Origin of the sequence: Romboutsia ilealis (genome assembly GCF_900015215.1) — a bacterium.
GTDB classification, from domain to species: Bacteria; Bacillota; Clostridia; order Peptostreptococcales; family Peptostreptococcaceae; genus Romboutsia; species Romboutsia ilealis.
Window position 1 is genome coordinate 499,949 of record NZ_LN555523.1, and the last position, 18,886, is coordinate 518,834.

Annotated in this window: 19 protein-coding genes; 17 read left to right on the forward strand and 2 right to left on the reverse strand. The window is 28.3% G+C overall.

The window, feature by feature from the left end:
* The first annotated feature begins 17 nt into the window (after window positions 1-17).
* The 8 genes from CRIB_RS02295 to dnaJ all read left to right on the forward strand — a co-directional run bounded on the left by CRIB_RS02295 (window position 18) and on the right by dnaJ (window position 10,600).
* Window positions 18-308: a hypothetical protein gene (locus tag CRIB_RS02295; RefSeq protein ID WP_180702939.1), complete on the forward strand. Its 291-nt coding sequence runs from the start codon at window positions 18-20 to the stop codon at window positions 306-308.
* A 186-nt stretch (window positions 309-494) separates the two neighbouring features.
* Window positions 495-2,300 (forward strand): translation elongation factor 4, encoded by a 1,806-nt coding sequence (lepA, locus tag CRIB_RS02300; RefSeq protein ID WP_180702940.1) that lies wholly within the window; start codon window positions 495-497, stop codon window positions 2,298-2,300.
* Between the two features lie 353 nt (window positions 2,301-2,653).
* Window positions 2,654-3,973: an APC family permease gene (locus tag CRIB_RS02305; protein ID WP_180702941.1), complete on the forward strand. Its 1,320-nt coding sequence runs from the start codon at window positions 2,654-2,656 to the stop codon at window positions 3,971-3,973.
* Between the two features lie 421 nt (window positions 3,974-4,394).
* Window positions 4,395-5,528 carry a radical SAM family heme chaperone HemW gene (gene hemW, locus CRIB_RS02310; RefSeq protein WP_180702942.1) on the forward strand — a complete coding sequence of 378 codons (1,134 nt, stop codon included), beginning with the start codon at window positions 4,395-4,397 and terminating at the stop codon, window positions 5,526-5,528.
* Between the two features lie 98 nt (window positions 5,529-5,626).
* Complete coding sequence (gene hrcA / locus CRIB_RS02315) at window positions 5,627-6,646, forward strand: heat-inducible transcriptional repressor HrcA (protein ID WP_180702943.1); 1,020 nt, start codon at window positions 5,627-5,629, stop codon at window positions 6,644-6,646.
* 18 nt (window positions 6,647-6,664) lie between these two features.
* Window positions 6,665-7,228, forward strand: coding sequence for a nucleotide exchange factor GrpE (gene grpE / locus CRIB_RS02320; protein WP_180702944.1), 564 nt, complete (start codon window positions 6,665-6,667; stop codon window positions 7,226-7,228).
* A gap of 115 nt (window positions 7,229-7,343) precedes the next feature.
* The gene (dnaK, locus tag CRIB_RS02325) at window positions 7,344-9,182 is read left to right on the forward strand and encodes a molecular chaperone DnaK (protein ID WP_180702945.1); all 1,839 of its coding nucleotides are present in this window, start codon (window positions 7,344-7,346) and stop codon (window positions 9,180-9,182) included.
* 263 nt (window positions 9,183-9,445) lie between these two features.
* Window positions 9,446-10,600 carry a molecular chaperone DnaJ gene (gene dnaJ / locus CRIB_RS02330; RefSeq protein ID WP_180702946.1) on the forward strand — a complete coding sequence of 385 codons (1,155 nt, stop codon included), beginning with the start codon at window positions 9,446-9,448 and terminating at the stop codon, window positions 10,598-10,600.
* A 200-nt stretch (window positions 10,601-10,800) separates the two neighbouring features.
* On the opposite strand, the gene CRIB_RS02335 is transcribed toward dnaJ, so the two are convergent.
* Window positions 10,801-11,346 carry a hypothetical protein gene (locus CRIB_RS02335; protein WP_180702947.1) on the reverse strand — a complete coding sequence of 182 codons (546 nt, stop codon included), beginning with the start codon at window positions 11,344-11,346 and terminating at the stop codon, window positions 10,801-10,803.
* Between the two features lie 235 nt (window positions 11,347-11,581).
* Here CRIB_RS02335 and CRIB_RS02340 point away from each other — a divergent pair, with 235 nt between their 5' ends.
* The 9 genes from CRIB_RS02340 to CRIB_RS02380 all read left to right on the forward strand — a co-directional run bounded on the left by CRIB_RS02340 (window position 11,582) and on the right by CRIB_RS02380 (window position 17,733).
* Window positions 11,582-12,127, forward strand: coding sequence for an NADH peroxidase (locus tag CRIB_RS02340; RefSeq protein ID WP_180702948.1), 546 nt, complete (start codon window positions 11,582-11,584; stop codon window positions 12,125-12,127).
* A 27-nt stretch (window positions 12,128-12,154) separates the two neighbouring features.
* Complete coding sequence (locus tag CRIB_RS02345) at window positions 12,155-12,472, forward strand: DUF1540 domain-containing protein (protein WP_180702949.1); 318 nt, start codon at window positions 12,155-12,157, stop codon at window positions 12,470-12,472.
* Between the two features lie 372 nt (window positions 12,473-12,844).
* Window positions 12,845-13,783 (forward strand): 50S ribosomal protein L11 methyltransferase, encoded by a 939-nt coding sequence (gene prmA / locus CRIB_RS02350; RefSeq protein ID WP_180702950.1) that lies wholly within the window; start codon window positions 12,845-12,847, stop codon window positions 13,781-13,783.
* A gap of 8 nt (window positions 13,784-13,791) precedes the next feature.
* Entirely contained in the window at window positions 13,792-14,544 is a 753-nt protein-coding gene (locus CRIB_RS02355) for an RsmE family RNA methyltransferase (RefSeq protein ID WP_180702951.1), read from the forward strand.
* Window positions 14,545-15,846 (forward strand): tRNA (N(6)-L-threonylcarbamoyladenosine(37)-C(2))-methylthiotransferase MtaB, encoded by a 1,302-nt coding sequence (gene mtaB / locus CRIB_RS02360; protein ID WP_180702952.1) that lies wholly within the window; start codon window positions 14,545-14,547, stop codon window positions 15,844-15,846. It abuts the gene before it with no gap.
* A 115-nt stretch (window positions 15,847-15,961) separates the two neighbouring features.
* Window positions 15,962-16,312: a histidine triad nucleotide-binding protein gene (locus CRIB_RS02365; protein ID WP_180702953.1), complete on the forward strand. Its 351-nt coding sequence runs from the start codon at window positions 15,962-15,964 to the stop codon at window positions 16,310-16,312.
* Between the two features lie 154 nt (window positions 16,313-16,466).
* Window positions 16,467-16,646, forward strand: a complete 180-nt coding sequence (gene rpsU, locus CRIB_RS02370; RefSeq protein WP_071121214.1) for a 30S ribosomal protein S21 — start codon at window positions 16,467-16,469, stop codon at window positions 16,644-16,646.
* A 26-nt stretch (window positions 16,647-16,672) separates the two neighbouring features.
* A complete protein-coding gene (locus CRIB_RS02375; RefSeq protein ID WP_180702954.1) occupies window positions 16,673-17,116 on the forward strand; it encodes a GatB/YqeY domain-containing protein in 444 nt (147 codons plus the stop codon).
* Between the two features lie 119 nt (window positions 17,117-17,235).
* Window positions 17,236-17,733: a TspO/MBR family protein gene (locus CRIB_RS02380; protein WP_180702955.1), complete on the forward strand. Its 498-nt coding sequence runs from the start codon at window positions 17,236-17,238 to the stop codon at window positions 17,731-17,733.
* A 122-nt stretch (window positions 17,734-17,855) separates the two neighbouring features.
* Here the strand turns inward: CRIB_RS02380 and CRIB_RS02385 are convergent, their stop codons facing one another.
* Window positions 17,856-18,845 (reverse strand): hypothetical protein, encoded by a 990-nt coding sequence (locus tag CRIB_RS02385; protein ID WP_180702956.1) that lies wholly within the window; start codon window positions 18,843-18,845, stop codon window positions 17,856-17,858.
* Between the last annotated feature and the right edge of the window lie 41 nt (window positions 18,846-18,886).

Here is an 18,886-nt window from a genome sequence, read left to right on the forward strand (position 1 = left end):
AGTCTAGGAGATTAAGTATGAGTAGGCTAGAAAAGAAGATTTACAAGAAATCAAGAAAAAGAAAAATTAAGATTGTATTTAGAGCTTTATTTATTCTAGCTATGACTACAAATTTATTAATATGCATATTTATAATAGATAAAAGTGCAAGAGATATGTTAGGTCCAGATGCTTATCTTTTGAATTCTTTTATATATGATATAAATATGGATGATATTAAAATTAATATTGGCGAAAAAATAAATGAAGTATATAAAGTAAAGGATAAAATAATAAAATTATATAACGATAGTAAAAATAAGACTTAAATATTTAAGTCTTATTTTTACTATGTAAGAACTTTTAAATATTTAATGAATAAATGAACATTATACAAATTAAGGAAGAATTATATAAGAAAAATAAGTTTTTGTTTTTATAACATAACGGTTATTTACATAAAAGGGGATATATTATAAAATAAAAGTTATGATAATAAAAAAGGAGGAACAAAGGTGGACAATAAACAAAGTAGAACTAGAAATTTTAGTATAATAGCACATATAGATCACGGTAAGTCTACCTTAGCTGATAGATTAATACAAAAAACTGGGCTTGTTAGTGAAAGAGAAATGAAAGATCAGTTATTAGATAATATGGATCTTGAAAGAGAAAGAGGAATCACTATAAAGCTTCAAAATATAAGATTAGTATATAAAGCTAAGGATGGAAATGAGTATTTCTTAAATCTTATAGATACTCCAGGCCATGTAGACTTTAACTATGAAGTATCAAGAAGTTTAGCAGCTTGTGAGGGAGCATTACTAGTAGTAGATGCTGCTCAAGGAGTTGAAGCGCAAACGTTAGCTAATGTTTATTTAGCACTAGATCAAGATTTAGAAATTTTACCTGTTATAAATAAAATAGATCTTCCAAGTGCAAGACCTGATGAAATAAAAGCAGAAATAGAAGATATAATAGGACTTGATGCAAGTGAAGCCCCGCTTATATCTGCTAAGAGTGGATTAAATATAGAGGATGTACTAGAGGCTATAGTAGAAAAAGTACCTGCACCAACAGGGGATAAAGAAGCTCCTTTAAAAGCACTAATATTTGACTCTTATTATGATGCATATAAAGGTGTTGTAGCTTACGTTAGAATATTTGAAGGTAGCGTAAAAAAAGGTATGACTATAAAAATGATGAACACTAACAAAAAGTTTGAAGTAACAGAAGTTGGTGTAATGGCTCCAGGACAAAGAGAACTTGATGAATTATCAGCAGGGGATGTTGGGTACATAGCAGCGAGTATAAAAGATATAAGAAGTTGTCAAGTTGGTGATACTATAACAGATGCTAATAATCCAACAGCAGAGCCTATGGCAGGATATAAGAAAGCAACTCCAATGGTTTATTGCGGTATATATCCAGGTGAAGGTGAAAAATATGAAAATGTAAGAGATGCACTTGAGAAAATGCAAATAAATGATGCTGCACTTGAATTTGAAGCTGAAACTTCAGCAGCTTTAGGATTTGGATTTAGATGTGGATTCTTAGGTCTTTTACACATGGAAATAATACAGGAAAGATTAGAAAGAGAATATGATCTTAACTTAGTTACTACAGCTCCATCTGTTATATACAGAGTAACTAAAAATGATGGTGAAGTAGTAATGATACAAAATCCAACTAACTTACCTGAACCAAGTGAAATAAGAATGATAGAAGAGCCTATAGTTAAAGGTGATATCATAGTTCCAAAAGATTATGTAGGTACTGTTATGGAATTATGTCAAGAAAGACGTGGAACTATGATAAATATGGAGTATATAGATGAAAAGAGAGTTATGCTTCATTATGATTTACCTTTAAATGAGGTTGTATATGATTTCTTTGATGCATTAAAATCAAGAACTAGAGGATACGGATCTTTAGATTATGAAGTTAAAGGATATGTTCCTTCAACGCTTGTTAAACTTGATATATTAATAAATAAAGAACAAGTAGATGCGCTTAGCTTTATAGTTCACGAATCTCGTGCTTATTCAAGAGGTAAAGCTATGTGTGAAAAACTTAAAAATGAAATACCAAGACATCAGTTTGCAGTACCTATACAAGCAGCCGTTGGTAATAAGGTAATAGCTAGAGAAACTATAAGTGCACTTAGAAAAGATGTTCTTGCTAAGTGTTACGGGGGAGATATATCTCGTAAGAAGAAACTTCTTGAAAAACAAAAAGAAGGTAAGAAGCGTATGAGACAAATAGGATCTGTTGAAGTTCCACAAAAGGCATTTATGTCAGTATTAAAATTAGATGAATAAAAGATAAAAAGACTTAAGTTTAAAACTTAGGTCTTTTTTATTCTTAAGTAAATTATAATACTTAAAAAATATGAATATATTCTGAATTTAATTAACACCAATAAACTAGTTTTGAGTGTAAAATAGATTTTAAAATACTTTGCCAACACTGCGGCTTAAGCAACGAACGAAGTTGTTGACGATATGAAGTATTTTTGCCGACATGCCGATTAAGCGAAGCTCATTTTTTAGTAAAAATATGATATTAATTATATAAGTAAATTAAATTTTAATTTTTTATCAGAAAGTGGGAATAATAATATCGTAAAACCAGTTAAGTCCTAAATAATATAAATATCATAAGGAGGAGCTTAATGAATAATGAACTTAAAAAAACGTTAGGTTTATCAGCAGCACTTTCAACAGTAATAGGAGTAGTTATAGGTTCAGGAGTGTTTTTTAAACCTCAAGCTATATATACAGCGACTAATGGTGGACCAGGGCTTGGAATGATAGCATGGGTAATAGGAGGTATCATAACAATAACAGCAGGATTAACAGCAGCAGAAGTTTCAGCTGCAATACCAAAGACAGGCGGTATGATGGTATATATTGAAGAAATTTATGGTAAGAAATTAGGTTTCTTAACTGGTTGGATGCAAACTGTACTATTTTTTCCAGGAACTATAGCAGCCTTAGCAGTAATATTTGCAAAACAAATACTTGAATTACTAGGATATAATCCAGATGCAAATATGATTATGGTTTTAGTTATAGCCATAGTAACAATATTATTTATAGCATTTTTAAATACAGTTGGTTCATCTTTAGGAGGTGTAATACAAACTGTGGCTACAGTAGGTAAACTTGTACCATTAATAGTTATAATAATATTTGGGTTTATAAAAGGTAATGGAAATCCTATACTTCAACCTTTAGTTGGACCTGGTGCGACTGTAGGAGGAGCATTAGGACAAGTATTAATAGCAACTTTATTTGCATATGATGGTTGGATAAATGTTGGAGCATTAGCTGGAGAAATGAAAGACCCAGGTAAGGATTTACCAAAAGCAATAGTGGGAGGTATCTCTATAGTAATGGCTGTATATATAGTTATAAACTTAGCTTATCTATGGGTAGCTCCGGCTTCAGAATTAGCAGCAGCTACAGCACCAGCTGCACTTGTTGCAGAAAGAATTTTTGGTAATATAGGAGGTAAAATTGTAACAGTAGGTATATTAATATCAGTGTTTGGAGCGCTTAATGGATATTTATTAACAGGACCAAGGGTAGCTTATACATTAGCAGTTAAAAAAACATTGCCATTTAGTAATGGTTTAGCTAAATTAAATAAAGGTGGAGTACCTTCGAATTCTATTTGGCTAATAGCTATTCTAGCATCGTTATATGCATTAACTGGACAATTTAACCTTTTAACTGACTTAACTGTTTTTACAATATGGATATTCTATGTACTAACATTTATAGGTGTTATTAAACTTCGTAAGGAAAAACCTGATTTAGAAAGACCTTATAAAGTACCTTTATATCCAATTATACCAGCTATAGCAATAATAGGAGGTTTATTTGTTATAATAAATCAATTACTAACAGCTACATTAATTGCTTTAGGAGGTATAATACTAACATTAATAGGTATACCTGTATATTCAATAACAAGTAAAAATAAATAAAATATAAAAGAGGAATTTATATAAATTCCTCTTTTATATTTTTCGTATAATAAAATCATGATGATATTAAATTTATAAATTAAAATATTATAATTTGTTATAATATATGTTTTTGATATAACATTAATATTAGGTATAAGTAAAGTTAAAAAATTAATTTATACATAGTATATAATACATTTTCAAAATATGATTAATTTATAAAGTCGTATAAATATAAAATTTTATGTAAGAATATATAAATATAGTTAATAAAATTGCTGAGAATACAAGAAAATTATACTATATAAAATGTTATAATAATTCTAATAATAAATGAAAATGCTATTGTAAAATTTATTTTATAATAGCTTTAAAATAGATGATAGTATTATGAAAATATTGGTATAATATAAGAGAATAAATGGATAAGGAGAAATAAATGTTAGGATTATATATACATGTTCCGTTTTGTGCACAAAAATGTAACTATTGTGATTTTAACTCTTATAAAATAGAAGAAAAGAATCAGAAGACAGATTATTTAATAAGCATTAGAAAAGAAATGGAATTATATAAAGAAGAATTTAAAAATAAAGAATTTACTAGTGTATTTTTGGGTGGAGGTACCCCTAGTATTCTAACTCCTGAGGAATTAACTACTCTTATGGAAAATATATATAGCAATTTTAATATAGGAAAAGATGCTGAAATAACTATGGAATGTAATCCAGGAACTCTAGATAAAGCAAAATTAAAGGCTATAAAATCCTTAGGAATAAATAGATTAAGTATGGGACTTCAAGTTACTCAAGACCATCACCTAAAGTACATAGGTAGAATACATACATATGAGCAATTTGAAAAAAATTATAAAGATGCAATAGAAGTAGGCATAAATAATATAAATGTCGATTTAATGTATTCACTTCCAAATCAATCATTTGATGAATGGAAAGAAACTTTAAATAAAATAATAAATTTAAATCCGTCACATATATCTGCGTATTCACTTATATTAGAAGAGGGAACTAAATTTTATGATATGTATCTAAATAAAGAGTTTGAACTTAATGATGAAGAAGTTGATATAAATATATATAACTATACAATAGATACCTTATATAAGAATGGATATCATCAATATGAAATATCTAATTATGCAAAAGAAGGATACGAATGTAAGCACAATATAGTTTATTGGAAATGTGATAATTACCTGGGGTTAGGGCCAGGGGCATCAGGTTACATAAATAATTATAGATATAGTAATATTTGTGATATTAAAGGGTATAATAAATGCTTAGAGTATGACAAAAGACCTATAGAAGAAAAAAATATACTAAGTAAAAAAGATGAGATGGAAGAATTTATATTTATGGGGCTAAGAATGAATAAAGGAATTAATTTAGATGAATTTTATAAAAGGTTTAATATAGATTTTAAACATAGATATAATAATATTTTAGATAAATTAAAGAATTTAAATTTAATTATAGAGCAGAATAATAATATAATTTTAACTCAAAGAGGAAGAGAAATATCTAATACTGTATTTGTGGAATTTATAGATTAATTAAAAATTATTGACAACGCTGAAAAATAATGATATATAATATATATAATCTTTTTAGCACTCGGATTTAAAGAGTGCTAACAGCGAGGAGGCATGAAATGAAACTGAACGAAAGAAAACTAAATATCCTCAAAGCTATAGTTAAAGATTATATAGAAACTGCCGAAGCGGTAGGATCTAGAACCATATCTAAAAAACATGATTTAGGAATTAGTGCTGCTACTATAAGAAATGAAATGGCTGATTTAGAAGAATTAGGTTATCTCATACAGCCGCATACTTCTGCAGGGAGAGTTCCGTCAGAAAAAGGATATAAGTTATATGTAGATATGCTTATGAGTAAAAGCGAATTAAGCAATGAAGAAAAAAAATTAATTCAAGATTGCATACAAAATAATGTAAGCCATATAAAAGACTTAATTCAAGAAACATCAAAGTTATTATCTCAATTAACTAATTATACAACAGTAGCTGTAGCTAAAAGTTTAAATAATCAAAATGTTATAAAGTACATACAATTAGTAAGTATAGATGATAATAAAATATTACTGATTGTTGTAACTAATAACGGTGATATTAAAAAGGTCGATTTAACTAGTAATGTTTATTTAGATCAATCTAAATTAAATCTAATATCTGATAATCTAACTAGAAAATTATTAGGTAAAAGTATAGTAGATATAGATGAAAAATTAATTGCATTTATAAAGTATGAAATAGGTGAATATTCTAATTTAATAGATGGACTTATAGATGCTCTTAACTTCAATATGTCGGAAGAAGAATTTGTATTTTCTTTAAATGGTGCAACTAACATATTTAACTATCCAGAATTTAATGACATAATAAAAGCTAAATCATTTTTAAATATGATAGAAAAAAAAGAAACAATAGATAGTATGTTAAAATCAAAAGGAATACAAAAGGATAATGTAAACATAATAATAGGTAGTGATAATGACTTTGAGCTAGCTAAAGAATGTAGTATAGTTACAGCAACATATAATATTGATAAGGACTTAGTAGGGAAGATAAGCTTTATAGGTCCAACAAGAATGGATTATGCAAGGATTTATGCAATAGTAAATTATATTAATTTATTATTTAATCAAAAATAAATTGAGGGGTGCAGTGTATTGGAACATAAGGATACTGTCTTAGAAGAAGAAATAGTTAAAGATGACGCTCAAGAAGAAGTAGTTAAAAATGAAGAAACTACTGAAGAGAGTCAAGAGAATGTAGTTGATATAGAAGAAAAGCTTGAAGAAAAAAATTTAAGAGACGAGATGGATGCTCTTAATGATCAATATAAAAGACTTCAAGCAGAATATGCAAACTACAGAAGAAGAACTCAACAAGAAAAAGAAACTATAGGTATATTTGCTAATGAAAAAATGCTAAATGAATTAATACCTGTTATAGATAGTATGGAAAGAGCATTAGAAGCTTGTACAGATAAAGAAGATACTATGTTTAAAGGTGTAGAGTTAGTTTATAAGCAATTAAAAGATATGATAACAAAATTTGGTTTAGAAGAAATTGAAGCACAAGATGCAGATTTTGATCCTAACTTACATTTAGCGGTAATGCAAGAAAATGTAGATGGAGTTGAACCAAATAAAGTTGTTATGGTACTTCAAAAAGGATATAAACTAGGAAATAAAGTATTAAGAGCAAGTATGGTTAAGGTTTCTTGTTAATTAAATTCAAACTTTATTTTGTAAATATAAACCTTAATTAATTAAAAAAATAAAAATAGTAAATAAATCAATAAATAGATTTATATATAGATATATGTATAGGAGGAAAAGTATTATGTCAAAAGTAATAGGAATAGATTTAGGAACAACTAACTCTTGTGTTGCAGTACTTGAAGGTGGAGAACCACAAGTTATAACAAATGCAGAAGGTATGAGAACTACTCCATCAGTAGTAGCTTTTACTAAAGATGGTGATAGAATAGTAGGAGAACCTGCAAAAAGACAAGCAGTTACAAATGCAGATAGAACAATAATATCTATAAAAACTCACATGGGAACAGATTACAAAGTTGATATAGATGGTAAAGAATATACTCCACAAGAAATATCAGCTATAACTTTACAAAAATTAAAAGCTGATGCTGAAAGCTACTTAGGTCAACCAGTTAAAGAAGCTGTTATAACAGTTCCAGCGTACTTTACAGATGCTCAAAGACAAGCAACTAAAGATGCAGGTAGAATAGCTGGTCTTGATGTTAAGAGAATAATAAATGAACCAACAGCAGCAGCTCTTGCTTACGGTTTAGATAAATTAGATCAAGAAAAGAAAGTATTAGTGTTTGACTTAGGTGGAGGAACATTCGACGTTTCTATACTTGAAATAGGTGATGGAACATTTGAAGTTTTAGCTACTGCAGGTAACAACAGACTTGGTGGAGATGACTTTGACCAAGTATTAATAGATTACTTAGCTGAAGAATTCAAGAAAACTGAAGGTGTTGACTTAAGAAATGATAAAATGGCTCTTCAAAGATTAAAAGAAGCTGCTGAAAAGGCTAAGAAAGAGTTATCATCAACAATGACAACTAACGTAAACTTACCTTTCATAACAGCTACTGCTGAAGGTCCAAAACACTTAACAATAGATATAACTAGAGCTAAATTTGATGAATTAACTGCTCACTTAGTAGAAAAAACTATGGAACCAACAAGAAGAGCATTACAAGATGCTGGTCTTTCTACATCTGATATAGATGATGTATTATTAGTTGGTGGATCAACAAGAATACCAGCTGTTCAAGAAGCTGTTAAGAAGTTTATAGGAAAAGAACCACACAAAGGTATAAACCCAGATGAATGTGTTGCTGCAGGTGCTGCTATACAAGCTGGTGTTTTAACTGGAGAAGTTAATGATTTATTACTTCTTGATGTTACTCCATTATCTTTAGGTATAGAAACTATGGGTAACGTAATGACTAAGATAATAGAAAGAAATACAACAATACCAACTAAGAAATCACAAGTATTCTCAACTGCTGCAGACAACCAAACTGCTGTTGATATACATGTACTTCAAGGTGAAAGAAGTATGTCTTATGACAATACAACTTTAGGTAGATTCCAATTAACTGATATACCACCAGCACCAAGAGGAATACCTCAAATAGAAGTTACTTTCGATATAGATGCTAACGGTATAGTTCATGTTACTGCTAAAGATTTAGGAACTGGAAAAGAACAAAAAGTAACTATAACTTCAGGAACTAACTTAAGTGAAGAAGAAATAGAAAGAAAAGTAAAAGAAGCTGAAATGAATGCTGAAGCTGATAAGCAAAAGAAAGACAAGATAGAAGCATTAAATCAAGCTGACTCTACTATATACCAAACAGAAAAAACATTAAATGAACTTGGTGATAAAGTAAGTGCTGATGATAAATCTCAAATAGAATCTGCAATAGCTGAATTAAAAGCTGTTAAAGAAAGAGAAAATGCTACTGCTGAAGAAATCAAAAAAGCTATGGATGAAGTAATGAATAAGTTCCATAAGATATCTGAGCAAATGTATCAACAAGCTCAAGCTGAGCAACAAGCTAATGCTGGTCAAGAACAAGCTGGACCACAAGATGATAATGTAGTTGATGCTGATTTTACAGAAGTAAATGATGAAAAATAGGTTACAAATATAGACATATTTGTATATAATTAATATATAAGAAAAGAATATCTTTTCATAAGCATCGTATCGTTAATAATGAAATTGAATGCTTAAAATAATGATAATAGCTTGTAGTATTGATATTCTACAAGCTATGTTTTTGTTTAATAGGCGGATATATCCGCAGTTGTAACAAGGATATATCGTTTGCGATATGAAGTGTATCGCCGACACGTCGCTTAAGCGAAGCGAGTTTTTGTAAATTTAAGGTGGTGACAAAATTGAGTACTAAAAGAGATTATTATGAGGTATTAGGTGTAGATAAAAATGCCGATGAACAAACGATAAAAAAGGCATATAGAAAACTAGCTATGAAATACCATCCAGATAGAAATCCAGATAATAAAGAGGCAGAAGAAAAGTTCAAAGAAGTCAATGAAGCATATGAAGTGTTATCAGACGCAACTAAAAGACAAAACTATGATCAATTTGGACATGAAGGTGTAAATGGTCAAGGTGGATTTGGTGGATTCGGAGGTCAAGGTTTTGGCGGTGGCGGATTTGAAGATATGTTTGGAGATATATTCGGAGATATATTTGGAGGAGGTTTTGGTGGTGGTTCAAGACCTAGAAGAAGAGGTCCAGAGCGTGGAGACGATATAAAACAAACTGTAAATATAAGCTTTGAAGAAGCGGCATTTGGTAAAAAAGCATCTATAAAAGTAAATAGAAGTGAAGAGTGTAATGAATGTCATGGTAGCGGAGCAAAACCTGGAACATCTAAAAAAACTTGCCCTACATGTAATGGTCAAGGGGAAGTTAGAACAGTGCAGAGAACTCCATTTGGTAATATAGCAAGTTCAAGAACTTGTTCAACTTGTGGTGGAGAAGGAGAGGTTTTAGAAACTCCATGTACAAAGTGTTCAGGTAAGGGAAGCGTTAGAAAGGTAAAAACCATAGAAGTAGATATACCTGCAGGTATCGATGATGGTCAAATGATAAAGCTATCTGGTCAAGGTGAAGTTGGAAGCAAAGGTGGTCCAAGAGGAGATTTATATATAGTTGTAAATGTAAAACCTCATTCACTGTTTACTAGAGATGGATTTGATATATACTTTGAAATGCCTATAACATTTAGTCAAGCTGCATTAGGTGACGAAATAGAAGTTCCAACATTAGATGGTAAGGTTAAATATACTATACCAGAAGGAACTCAAACAGGAACTGTATTTAGACTAAGAGAAAAAGGAATTCCAAAACTTAGAGGAAACTCTAGGGGGGATCAATATGTAAAAGTTATAGTTGATACTCCTAAGAAACTAAATGAAAAGCAAAAAGAGCTTTTAAGACAATTTGCTGCGGAGTGTGGAGAAGAAGTTCATGAAAAAAAGAGTTCTTTTGGAAAAAAGATAGAAAATTTATTTAAAAAAAAGTAAAGAAAAAGTTCTAGGAGATTATCCTAGAACTTTTTTACGCTTAAGGATATTATAATACTTAAAAAAAATGTGGATAAATTCTGAATGTAAGTAATATCAACAAATTGGTTTTGAGCGTAAAAAAGATTTTGAAATACTTCGCCCACGCAGTGGCTCGAGCAACGGACGAAGTCGTTGGCGACATGAGCGAAGCGAATTTTTTATATAGAAGAAATGGCTATAGCTTGAATTTGAGTAAATATAGCCTGCGATAAATCATTTAGGTCTTCTTGTTTAATTATATTCATGTCTCTTAATGATAAAAATGTTATAAATGAATTTAAAGCTACATTTTCATATATATCAAAATATAAGTTTTTGTTTTCAAAATAATCTTTTTTTCTTATAGATTCATTTATAAGAAATAGCTCATCTATTGTTGAAAACATGACAGCTTTAACTGTAGTAGATTCAATATTAATATTTTTTAGAACTGAAAACTTTTTATAAGAAAAATTATTAAATCCATTTAATATTTTATGTAGTTCATCTTTATTTTTATTTTTTAACTCATTTTTAGTTTGATAAGATAAAAAATCATATTTTTCCTTTATATGATCTAACCTAGAATTATGATAGTTTAATAGTGTTTTTAATTTTCTATTATCTTTTACCTCGTTTTTATCATCTTTAAGATGCCAAGATTTATATTTATTAGATACTTTACTAATATCATCAAATAATTTTAATGATTCAACTCTATACATAACAATCTCCCCCATATGCTTTATTACATTTAACTAATAATAGTATAGATTATTAGTTAAATGTAATAAATATTTAGTTTAATTTGAAAATTTTAGTTGTATTTTCTATCTATGTAATATGTATAGAAGCAAATATTACATAGATAGAAAATACTTTAATCAAAATTATGAATATAAATTTTATTTATACTAATAATAATTATGTATAAATAAACATATTACTTGAGGTGATTTAATGAAAAAATACATATGTACGGTATGTGGATACATACATGAAGGTGATGCACCTCCAAAAACCTGTCCTATTTGTAAAGTAGGAGCAGATAAATTTGAAGAAGTTCAAGGCGAAATGCAATGGGCAGATGAACATAGAATTGGAATAGCAAAAGATATAGATAAAGATATAATAGAAGGTTTAAGAGCAAACTTTGTAGGAGAATGTACTGAAGTTGGTATGTATTTAGCTATGGCTCCCAAAGCCGATAGAGAAGGATATCCAGAAATTGCAGAAGCTTATACAAGAATCGCATATGAAGAAGCAGAACATGCTGCAAAATTTGCAGAGATATTAGGTGAAGTTGTTATGCCTGATACCAAATCTAACTTATCAGCTAGAGTTGAAGCTGAGTTTGGTGCTTGTTCTGGTAAAAAAGAATTAGCAGGGCTCGCTAAAAAGCATAACTTAGATGCTATACATGATACTGTTCATGAAATGTGCAAAGATGAAGCTAGACATGGTAGAGCTTTTAAAGGTCTATTAGATAGATATTTTTCTAAATAAAATATAAAACATATAGGAGGTATAAATATGAATAAAATAAATTGTAATGTTGATAATTGTTCTCATAATAGTACTGGAGTTTGTTATGCAAATCGTATAGATGTAGGAGGTAAAGGTGTAACTGATGCATGCGAAACTTGCTGTGGTTCTTTTCTTGATAAAAGACAATATTCAACTTTGACTAATAATACTAATACAGATGGACCTTGTGATTGTATAGTATGCAGTGCTGAGAAATGTGCTTATAACGATAATAAATTATGTACTGCAGATACTATACAAGTTAATGGGCATGATACAAAAATATATACAGAAACAATATGTTCTACATTTAAGGTAAAATAAATAAAAAAGATAAAATTAAGAGGGTGCTATTAGTTCCCTCTTAATTTTATTTTTTTTATGTTTAAGGATATAATAATATTTTAAAAAATATAGATAACTTAGGAGTGTAACTAATATCAATAAACTAGTTTTGAACGTAAAGATTATTTTAAGTAACGGATGAAGTTGTTGTATATATGAAATAAGTTAATTTTTTATTTACATTAGTATAAAACAAATATATTGGATTTATGTTGAGTAAAATACGTAAATTTTAGTATTATAAAATAATGATAGCAAAAGTATAAAAGAATATTGCTAAAGATAATAATAAATATGATATAATAAAATTTACTTAAAATACGAAATTATAACAAAGGAAGGTATCAGTAGATGAAGTGGACTGAAATAACAATAAAAACGACAACTGAGGCAGTAGAAGCTGTAACAAATATATTATATGAACAAAACGTGGGTGGAGTATCAATAGAAGATCCAAAAGATTTTAAATTCCAAAAGAAAAATGAATATGATTGGGATTTTGTGGAAGAAGAAATATTCAATAGTGGATATGATGGAGTTATAATAAAAACTTACATAACAGAAGAAAGAGATGTAACAGAAGATATAAATTTAATAAAAGAAAAAATAAATGGATTAAAAGAATTTGGTATAGACGTAGGTGATGCTATAGTAGAAATATCTCAAGTTGATGAAGAAGATTGGGCAAATGAATGGAAAAATTACTACAAACCAACAAAAGTAGGTGAAAAAGTTGTAGTTAAACCAACTTGGGAAGAATATGAAGCTAAAGAAGGAGACTTAATAATAGAATTAGACCCAGGTATGGCATTTGGTACAGGTACACATGAAACAACTAGTATGTGTATACAACAATTAGAAAAGTATGTTAAACAAGATTCTAAAGTATTTGATATAGGTTGTGGTAGTGGTATACTTGCTATAGCAGCAGCAAAACTTGGTGCTAATGATGTATTAGCAGTAGATTTAGATGAGGTAGCTGTTAAAGTATCTAAAGAAAATATAGAATTAAATAAAGTAGAAGATAAGGTTAAAGCATTACACGGAAACCTTATGGAAGTTGTAAGCGATAAAGCTGATATAGTTGTAGCAAATATAATAGCAGATATAATAAAAATATTAGCTAAAGATATTAAAAACTTTATGAAAGAGGATGCAGTGTTCATATCATCAGGAATAATACATGCTAAAGTAGATGAGGTTAAAGCCTCTTTAGAGGAAAATGGACTTGAGATTATAGAAGTACAATCTTTAGGTGAATGGAATGCTATAGTTTCTAAAATTAAGTAGGTGATTTTATGGATAGATTTTTCGTACAAAAACAAAATATTAATTTAGAAACTAATACTTGTATTATTGAAGGAGAAGATGTAAAGCATATTTCTAAGGTACTTAGATGCAAAATTGGAGAAGAGTTAGAAATTTGTGATAATGATAATAACGAGTATATATGTGAGATAACTGATATAGATAAGTCTTTTGTAAGCTTAAATATATTAGAAAAAGTTGATATAAAAAGAGAATCAGATTTAAAAATAAAAGTATATCAAGGTCTTCCTAAAGGTCCTAAAATGGAAATGATACTTCAAAAACTTACAGAAGTTGGAGTACATGAAATAGTATTGGTACAAACTAAAAGAAGTGTATCAAAAGTAGATGATAAAAAAGAAGATAAAAAGCTTGAAAGATGGGAACGTATAATATACGAAGCTGCAAAACAAAGTAAAAGAGGCAAAATACCTAAGTTAAGAGGTATTTTAAGTTTTAAAGATGCTTTGGAAGACATGAAAAATAATGATTTAAATATAGCACCTTATGAAAATGAGAGAACAAAATCGATTAAACAAGCAATAAAAGGTGTAAATATAAATACTATGGGTATCTTTGTTGGTCCAGAAGGTGGATTTGAAGAATGTGAAATAGAAGCCATAGAAGAAATTGGTGGGAAATCAGTATCTTTAGGACCTAGAATTTTAAGAACTGAAACGGCATCACTTGTAGCTTCATCTATAGTATTATATGAATTAAGCGACTTAGGAGGCGACGAATAAATGAAAAAAGTAGCTTTTTACACATTAGGATGTAAAGTAAACCAATATGAAACTGAAGCTATGCTTGAGATGTTCAAAAAAGAAGGATATACTCAAGTTGATAGTGAAGATTTTGCAGATGTTTATGTAATAAATACTTGTACAGTAACTCATATGAGTGATAGAAAATCACGTCAATATATAAGAAGAATGAAAAAGAAAAATCCTGATGCTATAATAGCTGTTGTAGGATGCTACTCTCAGGTTTCACCAGAGGAAATACTTGATATAGAAGAAGTAAACTTAGTTATGGGAACTAATGAGAGAAGACAGATAGTAGAAGAAATTAAAAAAATTGACGCAACTAATAAAGTAAGTACAGTTGATGACATAATGAAGGTTAGAGCTTTTGAAGAAATAGAAATAAGTCAAACAAATGGAAGAACTAGAGCATTTATAAAAATACAAGATGGATGTGATAGATTCTGTACTTATTGTATAATACCTTACGCAAGAGGTGGAAAAGTAAGAAGTAGAGATTTAGAAAGCATAGTATCAGAAGTTGAAAAATTAGTTTTAAATGGATATAAAGAGGTTGTTTTAACTGGAATACATGTTGCATCTTATGGAAAAGATGTAAAGGATGAAAACATCAACTTATTAACTGTAATTAAAGCTATAAATGAAATAGATGGAATTGAAAGAATAAGATTAAGTTCAGTTGAACCAGTGTTATTTACAGATGAATTTGTAAGCGAAGTTTCTAAAATGGAAAAGGTATGTCCACATTATCATTTATCGCTACAAAGTGGTTGTGACGATACATTAAAAAGAATGAATAGAAGATATACTACAAAAGAATACAAGGAAATAGTAGATAGATTAAGAAAAAATATTCCTAATGTAGCAATAACTACAGATATAATAGTAGGATTTCCTGGAGAAACTAATGATGAATTCAATAAAACTTATGAATTCTTAAAAGAGATAGGATTGTCACAAATGCATGTGTTTAAGTATTCCCCAAGAAAAGGTACACCAGCAGCTACTATGGAAAATCAAATAGACCCGCAAATGAAACAATTTAGAAGTGATAAACTTTTAAATTTAAACAAAGAAAACTTCAATAAATTTGCAGGTGAATTTATAGGACAAGATGTAGATGTATTATTTGAACAAAGCATAGCAGAAAATACTTACGAAGGATTAACTCCTAACTATATAAGAGTTATAGTTAAAAGTGATAAAGATATACATGGAGAAATATTAAAAGTTAAGTTAACGGATATAAAAGATGAATATGTAGAAGGAACTTTAGTATAATCTTTAAAAATAACTATTTTTAGTTTTTAGTAACAGATATATCCATAGCAATAGTAAGAATATATCGTTGCAAAATAAGTGAAGTAAATTTTTATATAGAAGGAGGTGTATTTGAGTGAGTTGTATATTTTGTAAAATAATAAATGGAGAAATACCATCTAGTAAAGTTTATGAGGATGATAAAGTACTAGCTTTTAATGATATAAATCCAGTTGCGCCATATCATATACTAGTTATACCTAAGAAACATTATGAAAGTATAATTGATATACCAGAAAATGAAATGGACATAGTAACACATATGCATAATGTTATGAACAATATAGCTAGAGATAAAGGTTTTGATAAAACAGGATTTAGAATCATAAATAACTGTGGTCATGATGGTGGACAAGAAGTTAAACATATTCATTATCATGTACTAGCAGGCAAAAAATTACCTTTATACGAAGCTATGGAAAAATAAGCTAGTTAAAAATGGTACCTTCTTAGTGAAAAATACTTGAAAAAAAATAAAATTAGTTTATAATAAACAAAGTGTGAGATTGTAATGCATCTTTTGCAGAATAATCGTTACAGTCCTAAGCATAATTCGCGCTATCGGAGGGAGGGAAAAAGAAATGTCAGAAGTAAGAGTAAGAGAAAATGAAACATTAGACAGCGCTTTAAGAAGATTCAAGCGTCAATGTGCTATGTCTGGCATCATGTCTGAAGTTAGAAAAAGAGAGCACTATGATAAGCCAAGCGTTAGACGTAAGAAGAAAGCAGAAGCAGCAAGAAGAAAAAACGCTAAGAAATAGTAATATATAACAAAGAGGTGAAGGGAATGTCCCTTAAAGAAAAGTTACAAGAAGATCTAAAGTCTTCAATGAAGAACAAAGATACAGTAAGAAAATCTGTAGTAACTTTAATAAGAGCTTCTATAAAGCAATATGAAGTCGACAATAGGGTCGAACTTGATGACGAAGGAATCATAGATATAATATCTAAACAATTAAAGCAACGTAGAGATGCTTTAGATGAATTCGCAAAGGCTAATAGAGAAGACTTAGTAAGTGAAACAGAGGCTGAAATCAAAGTTTTAAAAGAGTACCTACCTCAACAGTTAAGCGAAGAAGAGCTAAATGAAATAGTAAAACTTACTATATCTGAAGTTGGAGCAACTTCGATGAAGGATATGGGAAAAATAATGTCAGTTATAAGACCTAAAGTAAAAGGTAGAGCTGACGGTAAACTAATAAATGAGTTAGTTAAAGCTAACTTACAATAGATTAAAAGCCTAGAGATATCTCTAGGCTTTTTTACTTATAATAAATAAAAGTTGTAATAATAGCATAGTCTTGTACATATTTATTAACTAAACGAGAATTAAAAGAGGGGGAGAAAGAATTGATTATATCAATTAAAGAGGTTAGAAATTTTATAATAAGTATATTAATACCTTTAATAATAGGTTATTTAAGTAGTATTTTAGCAAGTTTATTATCAGGAATATCAATATCTACATATTACTCTCAGTTAATAAAGCCAAGCTTTGCACCACCAAGTTTTATATTTCCTATAGTTTGGACAATATTATATGTATTTATGGGGATATCTGCATATAAGATTTTAAAAAAAGGATATGACTTAACTAAAGTAAAAGATGCAATGTTTTATTACTGGTTACAACTTACTTTAAACTTTATATGGAGTATATTATTTTTTGGACTAGATTTAAGATTTACGGCATTAATTGCTTTAGTATTGTTAATAATAGTTATTTCGATTATGATGTATAAATTTTCTAAGATAGATAAAAAAGCAATGTATCTTAATATACCGTATTTAATATGGTTGTTTTATGCTTTATTTTTAAATTACTTTATATGGATTATAAATAGATAAGTTTAAAATTTTAAATATGATAAATTAGGATTATTTAATTTATATAATAAAAAATACTGAGAATAAATCCTCAGTATTTTTAAATATTAGGGTATTATGAAACTATTATAATCAGAAATATTTTAAATCAAATATATCTCTTGAATAATTCTGGAGTTAACATCTATAGATATATAAAGACATTTTTCTATACTTCTATTATTATAATTATATTTAAATTTATACGATTCAATATCATTACCATAATATGATGAGCTTATATAATTTTCATCACAAAATAAATTATTAAACTCTCCTTTAAATTTTTCTTTTAAATACATATCAACAGCTATTTTGCTATCTATTTTATTTAAAGGTGGAGATATATTTAGGGTGTCATCATTAAATTGATATATATAGAATACAATTAAAGATTTATCATATATGCGTACTTTAAAACTGCTATTATTAGATTTAAAGAAGAATTGATAAAACTTGTTTTCGGGATTACTTTCAAAAAATACTTCATAGTATTCATCAGTGATTAAGTTTTCAACTAAGTAATAGTCAAAGAATATATATATAGCTTCTATACAAATATCTCTAATTAATTCAATTTTATTTTCTTTATGAGAAAAATCTACATTATGAGAGCTTAAGATATTAAAAAATGTAAATAAATGATTATTAGAGTCTAAGTTTAAAATATCAGTTTTTTCACTTTTTAAATCAAAAGAAGTATTAGATGATAAGGGACAAAAGCAGTGAATATAAGAAATTAAATCAAAATAACTATTATATAAACCTTGAAATAATTTGTTATAACAAGAATTAGAATATAGTTTTTTTAATATATCAACTCTAGTTAATACATTTAGACTATATTCTAAAAGTGTATTTAAATTATTCTGAGCATTTCTATCTAATTTTATACTGGGGGTATCTTTAATTAATAGTTCATCGTTATAAGTAAGTTTGTATAAATGGCATATAACTTTTATATTTTTTAAATTTTCTTTTTTTAGATTATTAAAAAAGTTTAGATGTTTGTATATATTAGATGCCATTATTGCATTAATTAAGAAATCTATGCATATACATTCTTGAACTATAAATATTAAGTCATTTTTCATATAACCATCCTTTCTGAAAGTTTTATAATATTTATTCTATT